At 40.7% G+C, this 16667-nt stretch carries 18 protein-coding genes; 10 read left to right on the plus strand and 8 right to left on the minus strand.

The window, feature by feature from the left end; translation table 11 throughout:
• Positions 1–84 precede the first annotated feature (84 nt).
• From ACP7A0_RS15970 to ACP7A0_RS15990, 5 genes are all read left to right on the plus strand, one after another.
• Positions 85–294 (plus strand): YheE family protein, encoded by a 210-nt coding sequence (locus tag ACP7A0_RS15970; protein ID WP_003211787.1) that lies wholly within the window; start codon positions 85–87, stop codon positions 292–294.
• Between the two features lie 20 nt (positions 295–314).
• Positions 315–1190 carry a helix-turn-helix domain-containing protein gene (locus ACP7A0_RS15975; RefSeq protein ID WP_106031627.1) on the plus strand — a complete coding sequence of 292 codons (876 nt, stop codon included), beginning with the start codon at positions 315–317 and terminating at the stop codon, positions 1188–1190.
• Positions 1191–1329: 139 nt separating this feature from the next.
• Positions 1330–2436 (plus strand): ABC transporter ATP-binding protein, encoded by a 1107-nt coding sequence (locus ACP7A0_RS15980; protein ID WP_426005746.1) that lies wholly within the window; start codon positions 1330–1332, stop codon positions 2434–2436.
• A gap of 233 nt (positions 2437–2669) precedes the next feature.
• Positions 2670–2873 (plus strand): alpha/beta-type small acid-soluble spore protein, encoded by a 204-nt coding sequence (locus tag ACP7A0_RS15985; protein ID WP_034663637.1) that lies wholly within the window; start codon positions 2670–2672, stop codon positions 2871–2873.
• A 286-nt stretch (positions 2874–3159) separates the two neighbouring features.
• Positions 3160–3777: an NAD(P)-dependent oxidoreductase gene (locus tag ACP7A0_RS15990; RefSeq protein ID WP_060595886.1), complete on the plus strand. Its 618-nt coding sequence runs from the start codon at positions 3160–3162 to the stop codon at positions 3775–3777.
• Between the two features lie 119 nt (positions 3778–3896).
• On the opposite strand, the gene ACP7A0_RS15995 is transcribed toward ACP7A0_RS15990, so the two are convergent.
• On the minus strand, positions 3897–5912 hold the full coding sequence (locus ACP7A0_RS15995) for an ABC transporter ATP-binding protein (protein WP_106036603.1): 2016 nt from the start codon (positions 5910–5912) through the stop codon (positions 3897–3899).
• Positions 5909–7666: an ABC transporter ATP-binding protein gene (locus tag ACP7A0_RS16000; protein WP_066031099.1), complete on the minus strand. Its 1758-nt coding sequence runs from the start codon at positions 7664–7666 to the stop codon at positions 5909–5911. The genes ACP7A0_RS15995 and ACP7A0_RS16000 overlap by 4 nt, the downstream gene beginning before the upstream one ends.
• 557 nt (positions 7667–8223) lie before the next feature.
• On the opposite strand from ACP7A0_RS16000, the gene ACP7A0_RS16005 reads away from it, so the two are divergent.
• Positions 8224–8730, plus strand: coding sequence for a universal stress protein (locus ACP7A0_RS16005; protein ID WP_003210990.1), 507 nt, complete (start codon positions 8224–8226; stop codon positions 8728–8730).
• Positions 8731–8776: 46 nt separating this feature from the next.
• Here ACP7A0_RS16005 and dat read toward each other — a convergent pair whose 3' ends face one another.
• Positions 8777–9634, minus strand: a complete 858-nt coding sequence (dat, locus tag ACP7A0_RS16010) for a D-amino-acid transaminase (RefSeq protein WP_106031624.1) — start codon at positions 9632–9634, stop codon at positions 8777–8779.
• Between the two features lie 296 nt (positions 9635–9930).
• On the opposite strand from dat, the gene ACP7A0_RS16015 reads away from it, so the two are divergent.
• Entirely contained in the window at positions 9931–10785 is an 855-nt protein-coding gene (locus ACP7A0_RS16015; protein WP_066031100.1) for a polysaccharide deacetylase family protein, read from the plus strand.
• A gap of 43 nt (positions 10786–10828) precedes the next feature.
• Here the strand turns inward: ACP7A0_RS16015 and ACP7A0_RS16020 are convergent, their stop codons facing one another.
• The 3 genes from ACP7A0_RS16020 to ACP7A0_RS16030 form a co-directional block, all read right to left on the minus strand.
• The gene (locus ACP7A0_RS16020) at positions 10829–11560 is read right to left on the minus strand and encodes an NAD-dependent protein deacylase (protein WP_375567667.1); all 732 of its coding nucleotides are present in this window, start codon (positions 11558–11560) and stop codon (positions 10829–10831) included.
• A 29-nt stretch (positions 11561–11589) separates the two neighbouring features.
• Entirely contained in the window at positions 11590–12678 is a 1089-nt protein-coding gene (locus tag ACP7A0_RS16025) for a mechanosensitive ion channel family protein (RefSeq protein ID WP_060595874.1), read from the minus strand.
• Between the two features lie 164 nt (positions 12679–12842).
• A complete protein-coding gene (locus ACP7A0_RS16030) occupies positions 12843–12944 on the minus strand; it encodes a YhdX family protein (protein ID WP_017360338.1) in 102 nt (33 codons plus the stop codon).
• Positions 12945–13250: 306 nt separating this feature from the next.
• Here ACP7A0_RS16030 and ACP7A0_RS16035 point away from each other — a divergent pair, with 306 nt between their 5' ends.
• From ACP7A0_RS16035 to crcB (ACP7A0_RS16045), 3 genes are read left to right on the plus strand one after another with little or no spacing between them, the layout of a single operon-like run.
• On the plus strand, positions 13251–13967 hold the full coding sequence (locus ACP7A0_RS16035) for a glycerophosphodiester phosphodiesterase (RefSeq protein WP_066031101.1): 717 nt from the start codon (positions 13251–13253) through the stop codon (positions 13965–13967).
• A gap of 5 nt (positions 13968–13972) precedes the next feature.
• Positions 13973–14368, plus strand: coding sequence for a fluoride efflux transporter CrcB (crcB, locus tag ACP7A0_RS16040; protein WP_060595870.1), 396 nt, complete (start codon positions 13973–13975; stop codon positions 14366–14368).
• Positions 14369–14734 carry a fluoride efflux transporter CrcB gene (gene crcB, locus ACP7A0_RS16045; protein ID WP_060595868.1) on the plus strand — a complete coding sequence of 122 codons (366 nt, stop codon included), beginning with the start codon at positions 14369–14371 and terminating at the stop codon, positions 14732–14734. It abuts the gene before it with no gap.
• Here crcB (ACP7A0_RS16045) and ACP7A0_RS16050 read toward each other — a convergent pair.
• A complete protein-coding gene (locus ACP7A0_RS16050) occupies positions 14731–15123 on the minus strand; it encodes a hypothetical protein (RefSeq protein WP_060595866.1) in 393 nt (130 codons plus the stop codon). The two genes, crcB (ACP7A0_RS16045) and ACP7A0_RS16050, sit on opposite strands and share 4 nt — an antisense overlap.
• 89 nt (positions 15124–15212) lie before the next feature.
• Positions 15213–16595, minus strand: coding sequence for a hemolysin family protein (locus tag ACP7A0_RS16055; RefSeq protein ID WP_060595863.1), 1383 nt, complete (start codon positions 16593–16595; stop codon positions 15213–15215).
• Positions 16596–16667: the final 72 nt, after the last annotated feature.

Raw genomic sequence — 16667 nt, forward strand, 5'->3', positions numbered from 1 at the left:
ACAATAAAATCAAGTTCAAGGTTGTTTCCGTATTGTCGTGTTTATTTATTGTTTCATCAATAAAAGCAAGGAGGCAATGATGATATGATTTCTCATTTTCAATGGAAACCTCTCTTTAAGAAAGCACAGTTGCCAGGCTGGAAAATATCCTTTTTTCACAATGGTGCGCACTACGAAGGCATCTACCACAAAACAGGTGATATTGAATGGGGCTCTCAGCTTCCACCTCATGAAGTCGAACCAACCTTAAAAGAAGAAATCCACGAATTAATGCTATTCCATGTCTATGATTAAACTGTTTAAGGAGCTTCGCCATGTTAGAAAAATTAAAGCTTGTTTACGGAGAGCATATCATCAGCTCACCTACAAATGATCATCAAATTCTTTGGTATCAAACAGACGAAGGCGAATTATTTGGAGTAGACAAATCAGAGCTTACAGCGAGAGAAACACTTCTTCTCAATACTTTCCTTACACCAATTGATCTTTCTCATACAAAGCAGACTGAGGATGAACAAAAATGGTACAGCTATCTTTTTGATAACAAACCACTAACCGTTCAGCACCCCGTCCGTGTATATTATTTTAAAATGTCCCATCAAGCAGAACAAAGGCAGCAAATAAAAGAGGCTGTGGTTCACAGCCTCGAACATACTCATTTCATTTGGACAGGCGCTGATACAGCGATGCTGATTCAAACAAACGCTACATCAGAAAATGGTCAATTAGATCTGCTAAACGATTTGTCTCTAGCCATTACAAGTGACTTTTTAACAGACTCAGTCTTTTTACAAGGACAGCTCCATTTGCCAAATGAACATTTACAGAAGAAATTGTTAAATGAACAGCAGCTTTTCTTGGACCATGTGCAGCGAGGCAAGCTTAGATCAGGGATTTCCACATTTTATGAATGTCTGCCATCACTCATACGTTATGATGAATCCGCGCTCTCTCATGCTATTTCAGATGCTTTTAAAGAGGCGGTCTTTGATCGGGACGTTTACCGCACCCTCATGACCTATATGCAATGTAACTTAAATGCATCCAAGGCAGCAAAAGCTTTATATGTTCACAGAAACAGCCTTCAATATCGAATCGATAAATTTATTGAGCGCACAGGAATCGATATACGGCATTTTCCAGAAGCATCTGCTGTTTATTTTATGATGAATCTTCTCGACCTTTCATAACAATCAATGACATGAGCATCCTGCCCAAAAGTGAAAATGAGATGTTGTGCACGTTGTCCATTTACAGACGCTTCCCCATTTTATACACTTTATTTACAAGTAAAGCGCTTTCAATAAGAGGATGGGGAGGTTATCATCTATGGCTGAAATGATGCTCAATCAAATTTATAAAGTGTATGATAACAAGGTAACAGCAGTAGACAACTTTAATCTACATATAGAAGATAAAGAATTTATTGTGTTTGTTGGTCCATCTGGGTGCGGAAAATCAACAACCCTTCGCATGATTGCAGGACTTGAAGAGATTTCACAAGGGGATTTTCTGTTAGACGGAAAACGGATGAATGATGTAGCACCAAAAGACCGGGATATCGCAATGGTTTTCCAAAACTATGCTTTGTACCCTCACATGAATGTATACGATAATATGGCTTTTGGATTAAAGCTGCGGAAGTTCCCGAAATCAGAAATTGATGATCGGGTTCGAAATGCTGCGAAAATATTGGGGCTTGAGCAATATTTAGACAGAAAACCAAAAGCTCTGTCTGGCGGTCAAAGACAACGCGTTGCACTTGGGAGAGCAATTGTGCGTGATGCAAAGGTCTTTCTTTTGGATGAGCCGCTTTCTAATTTAGATGCAAAGCTTCGCGTTCAGATGCGTGCTGAAATATCTAAGCTTCATCAGCGTCTGCAAACGACATTTATCTATGTCACACATGATCAGACTGAAGCTATGACAATGGCTACTCGCCTTGTTGTGATGAAAGATGGCTTTATTCAGCAGGTTGGAGCGCCGAAGGATGTATATGAAAATCCAGAGAATGTATTTGTAGGCGGATTCATTGGCTCTCCTGCGATGAATTTTTTCACAGGAAAACTCTCTGACGGTGCTATTGCAGTTGGAAAAACGCATATTCGTGTACCAGAAGGAAAGATGAAGGTATTACGCAGCCAAGGTTATATCGGAAAAGATATCATCCTTGGTATCAGACCAGAAGATTTTCATGATGAACCCGTGTTTATAGAGGCATCTGAGGGCACAAAGATCGATGCCAGTGTAGAAGTTGCTGAATTAATGGGAGCAGAAACGATGCTTTACTCTTCTCTCGATGGTCAGTCTTTTATTGCACGTGTTGATTCTCGTACTGATGTTCAGGCTGGACAGTCTATCCCTCTTGCTATTGATATGAACAAGGCCCACTTCTTTGATTCGGATACAGAACTTCGCATTCGCTCTGCTGATTAAAGAGATCTAAGCAGCACCATCACTCATGATTGAGTGATGGTTTTTTTGCATGTTGAACAACATTTACCATGTTCTTTTCTCGTATGTTTTTTTCAGAAATCACCATAATACTTAGTACAAAGCAGTTACTGCATTGGGTTTCGCCAAGTGGCAAATGACTTGCTCATTTCGCTGGTGCGATTCCAGCAAACCCAACCAAAAACCAAATCATATACAAAAAGGAGATTCACATCATGGCAAATTCTAATAGTTCAAATCAATTACTAGTTCCTGGAGCAGAGCAAGCAATCGACCAAATGAAGTACGAAATCGCTTCTGAATTCGGTGTAAACCTTGGTGCAGAAACAACATCTCGCGCTAACGGATCAGTTGGTGGAGAAATCACTAAGCGTCTTGTATCTTACGCTCAACAACACATGGGTGGAACACAAGCTTAATTTCATATTTGGATCATAGAAGGCACCTCTTAAGGTGTCTTCTTTTTTTATTTTTATCCCTCACCAATCTCCTTTCCAGCTCATATCATGTAGTAGAAAGGAGCGGATCTTCATGGACATTATTTCCGGTATGAACTTTGAACTTCTACAATTTGTAGGGATCTCTCTATTATGTGAATATGCTCATAGTATTCGGTCCTTTCACCTTTATAAAAAAAGCATCACATAAAAGTTGTACCATTTTGGGTTCTTTTCACTTATAGTATGTAGTGGAGGGATCGAACAGATGAAAATAGCTCTTTTCGGTGCTCATGGACGTGTAGGACAAGCATTTCTTCGTTTCGTTCAAGTAGATGATCGTTACATAGTTCGTTCATTGATTCGGACAAACCGAGAAGAAATGCTTGCGGGTATGTTTCAAGTCACCGGCAATTCAAGAAATCGAGAAGATGTGCTTGAGACGATCAAAGGAGCAGATATTGTTGTGAGCTGTCTATCAACAGATGGTGATGATACATTATCTGTTTCAATGGAGCATATCGTACAAGCCATGAAGCAATCAAATACTTCAAGAATTATTACAATTGGTACGGCAGGTATTTTAAAGGCAAGGCAGCAGCCGGAGCTTTACCGTTTTGAAACAAATGAATCAAGGCGGACTACTTCCCGAGCAGCTAAAGAGCATGCCAAAGCGTTTGAAATCCTTCAATCGACTGATCTAGATTGGACCATTATTTGTCCAACCTATTTACCAGATGGAGAAGTGACACGGTCATATCGCTATGAGAAAGATTTTCTCCCTATAGATGGAAAGAAAATTTCAGTTGAAGATACCGCACACTTTTTATATCAGCAGTTAAATTCGAAGGAATTTGTACATCAACGCGTCGGCATTGCCTACTGATGATGCAGCTCGTGTAAACGATATAACTAGTAAAGGTCGAGGTCAAAAACGAATCCTCGACTTTTTATGCAAATAAAAAGAGCCTCATTCAAAGTGAATAGGCTCTTTTTTGTTATTCATCAGCTGTTTGCAACAGCACCCTTTTGCAGTTCGTACATTTGCGCATACAGCCCTTCTTGCTGCATGAGTTGATCATGACTGCCTCGCTCGACAATTTCACCTTTTTCTAATACCAAAATCATATCGGCTTTCTTAATGGTGGATAATCGGTGAGCAATGACAAAAGTCGTTCGTCCTTCTTTGACGACATCAAGCGCCCGCTGAATGATCGCTTCTGTTTCTGTATCAATGTTTGCGGTGGCTTCATCTAAAATTAAGATCGCTGGATCGTACGCTAATGCACGGGCAAATGAGATTAACTGACGTTCTCCTGAGGAAAGAGTACTTCCCTTTTCAACGACTGGTTCATCAAATCCTTTTGGCAGGTGCTTCAATAACTCTACTGCGCCTACTTGCTTTAATGATGATTCAATCGTTTCTCTTTTAATGTCTTCATTTCCTAAGCTGACATTGGATGCAATCGTTCCGGAAAATAAATACGGGTCTTGAAGCACAATGCCCATTTGTTTACGCAACGTTTGGCGTGACTGGTGATAAATGCTTTCCCCATCTATGAGAATGTCTCCTTGCTGAATGTCATAAAAACGCAGCAGCAAGTTCATGATCGAGCTTTTCCCAGAACCGGTATGCCCCACAAGTGCAACTGTTTGGCCTTTTTTGGCCTCGAACGTAATGTTCTTTAATACATTATTTCCTTCATTATAAGCAAAGGTGACATCTTGGAACTGAACGTGTCCCTCCATTTTCTTTTGAACAGGTTCTTCCACTGTTGTTCCTGGCTCATCCAATAATCGGAAAACCCTTTCCGATGAAACCCTTGCTAATTCCAATCTCGAGAACTGGTTCACAATGCCTGTAATCGGCTGAAATAATCGATTTAAATAATCGACAAACGCATAGAGCACACCAATTGACACAATGCCCGTCGCACTTAAGGACGCACCGCCAAAATACCAAATGAGTGCCACATATGCTAAATTCCGAAGCAGGTTAACCAAGTTATGCGACAGAAGTGAATTTAAATGCAGCATCTTTCGCTGATATCGAAAGTGATTGTTGTTCAGTTCATCAAATTCCTCTTTCGTCACTTTTTCATGACGAAACGCTTGAATAATGGTCATCCCTTGAATGGCTTCATTTAGCTTGGCATTGATGTCACTAATGATCGAACGAATGCGGTGGTTGTACACTGATGCAAACTTTCTGTAGGTCATTGACCATAGGAAAATAATCGGTACCGCCACCAAACAAATGAGTGCCAGCTTCACATTTAATAAAAACATGGCAATATAAATTCCAATCATGTAAATAGCACTCGTCACGAAATTAGCGAGGACTGTCACATATAAATCACGAATGGTTTCTGTGTCATTGGTAATCCTCGCTACGACCTTTCCAGCCGGTAAATTATCAAAATACCGGATAGGCAACGTTTGAATATGCTCAAATACATCAACCCTCATTTTTTGAATAATTCGATTGGCTATCCGCTGTAGCAGATAATGCTGCGCATACTGAAAGAAAATCGCAATGACGAGAAGCCCTAGATAAAATAGAACAAGCTGCACCAAACCACTGATTTCCGGCTCATAAAAAGAGAAAATTTCCTCTTTTGATAAACGCTGTACTTGATATGTCTCGCGCTCGTTCCCATTTTCAATGGTAAGCTGATCTCCGGATATCTTTCGGTTTCCATCAAAACGAATCGGCTCATTTACAAAATAGTAACCGAATCCGACTTGCACCACATTGATTTGTTTTCCGGATTTCATATCACTGTCTAATCGATCGCTTCGTATATAGTTATTTCCCTGGTAATAAACGGTTTTGTCTGTTTTTTCATTGACCTCGACATATGGTTTTTCTACACCTAAAATATGATCATCAATCATTTTCTTCCCAATAAATGGTCCTGTCAGTTCAGCACCTACTGCAATGATGAGAAAGATCAAGGCAACAGACAGTACTTTCTTATAAAGGAGTGCGTAGGCAAGGAGTCTTCTTCCTGTTGTCATGCCTCATCCCCTCCTTCCAGCTGGTTTGTCAGCTGCTGACGCAGAAATTGTTCTTTGTACCACCCATCTTGCTGAATGAGCTCTTCGTGGGTGCCCTTTTGGACAATGCGTCCTTCTTCCATGACAAGTATGAGATCCGCATGCTCAACAGCTGATAGACGATGAGTCGTAATAAACGTCGTTTTCCCATGACGATTTTGCCTTAAATTTTCTAAAATAGCGGTTTCTGTTTTTGCATCTACCGCAGAAAGCGAGTCATCCAGTATCAAAATGTCGGGGTCTATTAATAAAGCGCGTGCAATGGAAATTCGCTGCTTTTGTCCACCTGACAGTGCCACACCTTTTTCCCCCACCATGGTTTCGAGACCCTCTGGCAAAAGACGTAAATCTTTTTCAAAGTAAGCATCTTTGATCGCTTGTGCTAATTCATTTTGTTTTGCGTCCCGATGACCAAAGCGCATATTCTCTTCTACACTTTTTGAAAAAAGGATATGATCCTGCGGTACGTATCCGATCCATTGAAATAGCTGATCCAATTCGATCTCTTGGATTGGGACTCCTGATAGCAGGATTTGACCATCACCTGTTGGATACTGGCGCAGAAGCTGTTTTACGATAGTCGTTTTACCGCTTCCTGTTTTGCCTGTAATTCCGATTGTCTGCCCTTTTCGAACCGTAAAGGACACATCAATTAAATTATCTTTAGGGGAAGTTGGATACCTGAATGTCACGCGGTCAAACTGAATATCGCCAGGCTCTTGTAACGTTTTTGGCTGAGAAGCGTCTGTGACATCCGGCTTGTAGCTGAGTGTATGATTCAACCGGTCTAACGACGCATTTCCCCTTTGCATAATATTAATCAATTCGCCTATCGCAAACATTGGCCAGATCATCATTCCAAGATAGACGTTAAATGCGACAAGCTCACCAATGGTTAAATCACTTTGGAACACAAGATAGGCTCCGTAGCCGATTCCAATTAAGTAGCTGACACCGACAAGTAATTTCACTGTCGGCTCAAACAATGAATCAATGATCGCCACTCTCATATTTTTTTGAAATACATCATCTGTCATTTGGCGAAAGCGTTCGACATCTTGTTTCTCCTGTACAAAAGACCGAATAACCCGGACACCTGCGACTGATTCAAGGACGCGATCGTTCATATCACCAAATGCATCTTGAGCAACTGTAAAGCGATCATGAATCTTGCTGCCATAATACGCAATCAAGAGCGCCATCAGCGGCATAGGGATGATCGCCATTAAGGTTAATTTCCAGCTAATCGTCAGCCCCATCGTAAAGAAGATCATCAGCATATAAGCAGTGGAATCAACCAATGTCAGAACGCCAAAACCTGTCGTTAAAGCCACAGCATTTAAATCGTTTGTACCTAATGCCATTAAATTACCGGTTTTTTTCTTTTCATAAAAGGTGGGTGTCATCTTAAGTAAGTGACGCATGAGCTTCCCGCGCATCACACGCTCCATGACATTTGCGCCGCCAAATAACTGATACATCCAAAAATATGTCAGCGTATAGACGACGACACCTAGCAAGCAAAAAATGGTTACATAAAACACAATACTGGATGTTGTAAATTGACCAGAACGAATGTCATCAACTGCCTGCCCAAGATATCTTGGCGGCAGCATTTCAAGCACATTCACAATGAGCAGAAGCGTAATGGCGATCGTATAACGCCTCCACTCTTGTTTGAAGAACCAGCCTAATTTCGCAAATACTGAAAACATGTTTGTCTCTCCTTTTAAAGCTAGCCGCTTTCTAGATTTTCCTGGCTGTCACCTTGTTTCGTTTTTTTGGTTTTTGTCATTTGTCTTGCTTTTGGCATGTTCACATGCTTTCACTCCTCTTCATTTACTTGTTGATCTCCATCCCTTTATTTCGAAATGCGAAATGAATACAACAAAAAAAGAGGCAACCAGCTGTCTGGTACGCCTCTTTTAGTCATGTAAAAAGGCGCATGTTGACAAATACGCAACATACGCCTTGATTCATCCGATCAATTGGAACATACGAGTCCCTTTTCAATGACCAATGAAGGTGTAATTGTCACGTGAATCAACCCATTCATGCAGTTTGATTTCATTCTTCCAATGTTGCACATGACATTTCCTCCTTTTGGCTCTTGAATCTTTTTTTATCTTATAGTGGCTGTCACCATTTTGTCAATAAATATTTTTCAATAAATGAAATTTTCTAACAAAAAGTTCACCGCCTTCATGTGTATCTTTTTCAGATAACGGGTATACCATGAGTGTAAAGACTCCTTTTGAAAGGAATGAGGACATTGTTTCAAGCTGATCGGATGGTCGTTGCGTTTGATGGACATGAAGACAGTAAGAAAGCATTAAAAAAGGCAATCGCTCTAGCCAAAACCTTGAATGCCAAGCTGACTGTTGCCTATGCACATGATGGCAAATCAAGCAGACAGGTGTTTGATGCACCACGCCCAATGACTGGCGGAGCTTATATCGGCGGCGGCATGGCAGACCTTCAAACACCCCCTGTGTATGTACCTCATGATGAACAGCAAAGTCCCTTGATTTTTGAAGATCATACAGAAGAAGTCGTTGCAGAAGCAAGAATGCTTTTAAATGAGGAGCAGTTTGAAGCTGCCATTGAAATTGTTGAGGGGGAACCAGCGGAAGCGATTATCGAATATGCTGAAGACATATCAGCAGACCTCATCGTCATGGGAGCACGTGACCAAAGCAGATTGAAAAAAATGCTCTTTGGCAGTGTAAGTGAAAAGTTATCATCAAAATCAGATATACCTGTGCTTATTGTAAAATAAAAGAATCACAAAAGGCTGTAAACATTGGTTTACAGCCTCTCTTTATTTATGAAGAAATAGATGCTTCACTTTCATGTTTAATTTTTTGCTGGAAGCCTTCCTGTACACGCTTTGTCAACTCTCCTGGAACGCCTTCCCCTACTGGCTGGCCATCAATTTCAACAATCGGAATGACTTCAGCCGTCGTCGAGCTGATGAAGATTTCCTGCGCGCGCAGCAGCTCTTCTTTACTTATACAAGTTTCTTCAACACTGCATCCCTCTTCTTTACATACCTCAAGAAGCTTTCTACGGGTAATACCGTTTAGAATAAGATTGTTTGCTGGATGTGTGCGAATCACGCCATCAATGACGGCATATACATTCGAGGAGGTTCCCTCAGTCACAAAACCATCTCTAATGAGAATGGCTTCAAATGCACCAGCTTCAGATGCCTTCTGCTTTTCCATGACGTTATATAAGAGATTTAAGCTTTTAATATCACATCTTAACCAGCGAAGGTCCTCAGATAATATGGCCTTTGCACCAGCTGTCTGCTCATGAACAGGCTTTTTCACCTGGAACGTATATGCTGTGATTTGAGGAGTGAGAGAATCGCCATATTGATGTTTACGAGGTGCGACGCCCCGCGTGACTTGAATATACACACCTCCATCTGTTAATTGGTTGTGGGCGACGAGCTGTTTTAACTTTTCTTCCATATCTGATACTGCACCTTGAAGATGAATGCCGATTTCTTTTGCACTCTTGAACAGACGCTCTGTATGCTCTTTTAATGTAAACAAAGTCCCATTGTATACACGGATGACCTCATAGACGCCGTCACCAAATTGATAGCCTCTGTCTTCAATATCAACATGTGCATCCTTTTTTTCAATGAAATCGCCATTATACAATACTTTCATACGGAATCTCCCCTTCGCTTCGCATTAATGGTTGAGTCTGATGCTATCTTAGCGGATAAATGAGTACGTTTCAATGATTATTCAGAATTATTTCACATCATGATAAATGGTCAACTTTTTATTGTAACAAACATAGACTCATAACCAAAAAGATTCCAATTTTTTAGCATCTTCTATATTCATAGGCTCTTTTTTCCTGTATACTTAATCGATATGAGCACGACAAAAAACAGCGGAAAAAGACAGAATCTACTACATGATTCGACACAAATTTTTGATTTATTGGAGCGATTGTAATGCAACGGGTTACGAAAAAACAGACACCTTCAAACACGATGCTGCTCTCAAAGGCGATTGGTTTAGTGATTCTGTCACTGATCCTCTTTTTTATTTGGGATATATCTAAAACCAATATGCAGGCAGCAGATCAGCCGGCTAAAATGTCTGCGAGCAGTCAATTCCGAGACACAAGCGCAAGTCTGAAAGCAAAAGATGATTCTACGAAAACATTAGATGCACATTTTAAGATCAACCCAAACAAACATGTAACGGATCAAACGATCTTTTTAACCTTTGATGATGGTCCGTCAGCGACATCAAATCAGCTTTTAGATGTGCTCAAAGCGCATCAAGTAAAGGCCACATTCTTTATGCTTGGGCCGCAGATTAAGGAACACCCGGCAGCTGTGAAAAGACTTCATCAAGAAGGTCATCAGTTAGGGCTTCATGGTATCACACATGATGTGAAACGCTTTTATCAAAAAAGTGATTCTCCCGTCAATGAGATGAAGGAAGATCAGCGCATTTTGGCTTCTGTCACAGGTGAGTATACACATCTTGTGAGAACACCTTATGGCAGCGCCCCAAATTTAACGGATCAGCAAAAGGCACGTTTAAAACAAAAAGGCTTTGTATACTGGGATTGGACAATTGACAGTCTTGACTGGAAATATAAAAGCTCAAAATATGTACCAGAGGTATTAAATCAGCTGCAAGTGCTTGAGACAAAACATCCAAAAGAACCAAAAATCATCTTAATGCACGATCAGCCAGCGACAGCAAAATACTTAAACAGTTTAATCACACAGCTAAAAGCGAAGGGCTATACATTTGAAGTCCTTGATGAATCGATGAAGCCGCTGCAACAATAAAGAAAGACCCCGCACCTTTTTTGGATGCGGGGTCTTTGATGATTTATAAAGCTTTCACGAGATCGCCAATTCGCTCATGAAAGACAAGATCAAACAGTGGATCGTATTCTGTTTCACTCAAATTCATCATCACCTTGAAGATGGAAGGATTTTGAGCGGCATCTTCTGGAATATATCTTGCTGGCGCCACTTCTAGGGAAGTCCCCATGACGAGCAGAAGGTCCGCTCGCTGAAGTGATTTCTCTACTTGATCAAAATGTTTGATCCTGTCTCCAAAAAGGACAACATCTGTTTTCAGCACACGCCCACATGTCCGTCCGTCTGAGGAAACCTTTAGACATACAGGCACTTCTTCTTGTAATAAATAAGGCAGTTCATATGTCGCATGACACGATGGGCAAGTAGCTGTTTGAATGGAGCCGTGGAGTTCATATACATGCTGGCTTCCTGCTTTTTTATGCAAGCCATCAATATTTTGGGTGAAAATATCCACATGTTTTCCTTGTTTCTCAAGGCTGGCTAAAAAGGTATGTCCACTATTGGGCTCGTACTCTCCGCTCATTTTCATCTGAAACAATTCCTTGAATTTCGGCCAGAATTGCTGAGGGTGTGATAAAAAGTAGGACCGGCTCATCGCCTCCATGCGGGCGGTGTCTTCAGTCCATAAGCCGCCCGTTGATCTAAAATCGGGGATACCTGATTCCGTGCTCATACCCGCACCTGAAAGTACCATAATATGTGAAGCCTGCGTTAATTTCTCGCTTAGCGCTGCCACCTTTGTTTGATCCACTCACCATTCCTCCTTTATTCACCCAGCTGTTTTTCGCCTTTTTGTTTCATATAAATGGTCTGTCCAGGGAAGGCAAATTCTACACCTTCTTGATGGAAGATATCCATGATACGGTAGTTAATGTCCTGTTTAATATCAAGGTTTTCAGCCCAGGCCGTCGTGTTTGTGTAAAAGTTGAAAAATAAATTCAAATAACTGTCTGCCAGTACATCGAGATTTACCATGATCGTCTCCTTGTGCACCCCATCATGTTCATAAAGCATTTGTTTGAGACGTTTGATGCATCGGTCAAGATTTTCCTTTGGTGTATTATAGGATACACGTACGGAAAACGTAATTTGGCGTTTATTCATTCTCGTCCAGTTCGTGATAGGTTCCTTTGAAAGCGTAGAATTCGGAACTGTCACAACAGCTTCAGCAGGTGTTCTAAACTTTGTGCTTCGAAATGTAATGTCCTCGACAGTTCCAAGAACACTTGGCGTCTCCACAAAGTCACCCATTGTAAAAGGCTTCTCTGTAATGATGACGATCCCTCCAAAAAAGTTCGCCACCGTATCCTGGGCAGCAAGCGCAAAGGCTAGACCACCTAGACCAAGACCTGCCACAAGTCCATTTACATCATAATTAAATTCTTGTGCAATGACACTAATACTTAGTGCAATGATAATGAAGCGAAGTACCTTTGATAAAAACGGTGCTAAAATATCATCCATTTCCAATTCAAATTTCGAATTTACTTTTTGAAATAAGAAAGAAGAAGCTGCGGTTAAATTACAAAGCCCCCATGTCAGCATCAATATAATGGAGGATCTATATAATTTGACGATGACATCCATATGATGCTCAAAGTATGGTGCCTGTCTTAACGCAAAATATAACCCAAGTGCGACAAAAAACAGTCTGGCTGGCTTTTCGAAAGCCACAACAATTTGGTTAATGACCTCCGTTTTAGACCGATTGGTCAGCCTAAAGAGAAGATGAAATAAGTACTTCGTAAATACTTTCCGAAGCAATAAAAAAAGCAATAAAATACAAAGGCTAATACCGATTTGGATCGCAACATCTACTGTAAAATATGTATCCATCCATTTTTGTGTAATCATGTTTGTCTCTCTCCTTTAAAACAATCCTCTCTAGTTTATAATATAACCTTCGTTTATGTCCTCTCATAAATGTCTGACCTCTATATAAAAAGCCTCGGGACCAGTCCCGAGGCATGATGTTCAATTATGAAATTTTGGCTAGAGACATATCGACGGGCAGCAAACTACTTTTTCTTCTGAGCCTGATCAAGGAGAGTCGCTTTAAACATTTCAGCATCCGTTTCGGCCTTAATACGTTCTTCCACTCTAATTCTCCCTTTACCCAATCATCTCGCCTCCTTTTCATCATTATAAAACATCAGAATTTTCAGTCAACATGACGAAAGCACTAATATTTTGGCGAACGCTGACGATTTGGACAAAATTGATCGAAGAAAAATTGATGTACTTCAGATTTACTCAATCATGGCTTGGGATATTCCTGCAACTTTTCACATTTGAATCATCATACTTTCTTAGCAATGCGATTCACCATTACATACAGCTCTTCTTCCCTCCATATAGTAAAGAAGGAAAAACGGTAAAGCATTTGATATGATAAGACCAGAACTTATGTCAGGGAGCTGGAGCATGTGTATATTATCGCGCATAGAGGGTCATCAAGTGCTGCCCCAGAAAATACAATTGCCGCGTTTGATTTAGCTGTTCAGCAGGGTGCAGATTATATTGAATTAGATGTACAGCTCACATTGGATCAGCACGTCGTCGTGATCCATGATGATACAGTTGACCGAACGACGAACGGAAACGGTTTAGTCAAAAGCTATACACTTGATCAGCTGAAAAAACTGGACGCAGGAAGCTGGTTTGACCAGCAGTACACGAATGAACGAATTCCAACATTACAAGAAGTTCTTGAGAGATACAGTCAGCGGATCGGGATATTGATCGAGATCAAACACCCAAGACGGCAGATAGGAATTGAAAAGGCAGTTGTCGACATCATCAATCGGTTTGCCTATTCTCGTCATATCATGATTCAATCTTTTGATGATCATGCACTTCAAAGAATCAAAGCTTTCGCCCCTTCTCTTCGAACAGCTTTGATTATAAAGCCTACTGCATATAAACTGGCGAAAAGAAAGTTAACTGCATACAGCTCGTTTGCTGATTGTCTTAATATGAAGAAAACGCTGATCAACAGATGGTGGATAGACCGCATCCACTCATTCGGGATGGATGTGTTTATATGGACTGTGAAAGACCAAAAAACAGCCGATCGGATCAAAAAATATCCCGTTGATGGAGTGGTGACGGATCACCCGCCATTTTTTCTAAAGGAGAAATGATGTAAATGAAAGCGTATCTTGCTGTATTTATAGGCGGACTGCTTGGGACACTTTGCAGATATGAACTAAGCCAATCGATTGTCAGCCAAACATTCCCTTATGCAACGCTAATCGAAAACGTAACAGGCAGTCTGCTTCTTGGTTTTTCAACAGGATATTTTATGTTCCAGAAGGGAAAAAAATATCTTGCCGCTTTGATCGGAACAGGATTTTGCGGAGGTTTTACGACAATGTCCACTTTTTCTAAAGAAACGGTTCTTTTATTACAGACTGGGCAATTCACCTCAAGTGTGATCTACATCCTGCTCTCAGTCATTGCCGGAGTAGCCGCTGCCTTATGTGGACTGATGCTTGCTCAGCGGCTCTTTCATCAAAATAAGCAGCAGAGAGGAGGCAGATAAATGATCGTTTTATATACAGCTGTTGCCGGCGGGATTGGCAGCGCCCTTCGTTTTTTCATTAGCCAATTAATACAGAAAACCAAGTCTCATGCTCGTTTCCCGTATAGTATTATTCTCATCAACTTATTAGGTGCTGCCGGTTTAGGTATACTGACAGGTGCCGTGACTGCCAATCATCCGCTGCTTATGATCATTGGAACAGGTTTTTTCGGTGGCTTTACAACATTCTCTACGTTTAGTGTAGAGTCTGCGACCATGCTAGAGCAGCGGCAAATCGGAAAACTTGCTGTCTACTTATTGATGACGATCATCGGGTCTTTCTGTCTCTTTGCTGCGTTCTATCAAATAGGACATCACCTTTTTTAAATATTGGTAATGGCGGCTAAGCTGATGAGCAGTTGATCCATGAGCTGGCGCTTCATTAAAAAGAGTGTTTTTTCACTGTAGCCGATTTCCATCGCACATTTGGCCATCCGCCAATCTCGAAAATATTTGTAATCGATGAGCTGCTGCTCTATTTCATCCAACTCTTTTAATGCTGTTTTAATACATGCAACGATGAGTTCATACTGATTTTTTTGCTCTTCTAACTTCTTCCGTGTCATGTGATCCAGATGATGCGGGCTTCTTTTTTCAAGCTGTCTTTCGATATTTAAAATCGCTGCCTGGTAATTTTTGAAATTCTTCAAATGAAACTCAATACGTTTCATTGAGGTTTTTTTCTCTGTGATACTTGCTGTTTCATACCAAAGCATGTCCATCCCCCTCTATCGAACATTTGTTCTTATTATAACTCGAACAAACATTCGTAAAAAGAGACTAAATACCTAAAAAAACCTTGAGCTTATTTTTCGCTCAAGGTCATTTCATTTACTAACAGCGGCTCTTTTATATCAAGCCCAGTGCGTGCATTTCCTTTTTCTGATGATATGACGCCTTTCTTCAGGTCGATCTTTTTAACATAGCGTCCATCCATCTCCAAGACCTTCATCCGAATATCATCAAGATAAATGGATTGTCCTTCTCGGATATCAATATTCTCTTTTAAGATTAACCCGCCTATTGTATCAATTTCTTCATCATGATATGACATTTCGATCAAATCTTGAACTTCATCTAATCTTACTTTGCCATCTAAAACATAATGATGATCGGCTCTTTTTTGAATAACCGGCTGCTCATCTTCATCGAATTCATCTCGAATATCTCCAACAATCTCTTCTAAAATATCTTCTGTTGTGACAAGTCCAGACGTTCCGCCATATTCGTCGGTTAAAATCGCCAAATGCATTCTATCGCGCTGCATCTTGACGAGAAGCTCCTGAATAGGAATCGTGTCAATGACCTCAATCACTGGATATATATAATCTTGAATCTTCAGTTGATCTTTTTCTCCTTGATACACAAGATCTGCAAAGAGCTGCTTTTTGTTCAGCATGCCGATGACATGGTCTTTATCCCCTGAAAACACGGGAAAGCGTGTATACTTTTCCTGCGTCATGATGGAGAGGATATCATCTAGCGGCATATCTTCTGGAATGGCACAAATTTCTCTCCGCGGTACCATGATCTCTCTGGCAATTCGATTATCAAAGTCGAAAATCTTGTTCATATAATTATATTCTGATGGGTTGATTTCCCCATTTTTTAAGCTCTCAGATAATAAAATCTTCAATTCCTCTTCAGAATGGGAATGTTCTTTTTCAGACCCCATATCGATGCCCATCATTTTGGTTAGAACACGGGCTGACCCGTTTAACACATAAATGAAAGGGAACATCAGGATATAAAATGCATGCAGCGGGCCTGACAGCCAGAGCGTCATTTTTTCCGCCTTTTGAATCGCAAGCGTTTTTGGTGCAAGCTCACCGACGACTACATGCAAAAAGGTAATAATAGAGAACGCAAGTGTTGCTGAGATCAGGCTGATTGCTGAATCAGGAATGTTTGTCAAACCAAAACCTCGAACCAAAAGTTCTTTTACAGCCGGCTTACCAATCCACCCTAAACCAAGGGATGTCACTGTAATACCGAGCTGACAGGCTGACAAATATTCATCTAGCCTTGATGTCACCTTTTTCGCCACGATGGCCTTTTTGGACCCTTCGGCAACAAGCTGATTAATTCTTGAACTTCTCACCTTTACTATGGCAAATTCAGATGCAACAAAGAAAGCTGTTAAAGCAATCAAAACACCAACTATACTCAGATTAACAATATCGTCCATTTAACCTTGCTCTTTCTTAGAAGAACAAGGAGTCACCTCCTGATTGATGATGTTATATTTTGCAAAACGGTT

Origin of the sequence: Bacillus sp. DWP3-1 (assembly GCF_049896565.1) — a bacterium.
Taxonomy (GTDB): Bacteria; Bacillota; Bacilli; order Bacillales; family Bacillaceae; genus Bacillus.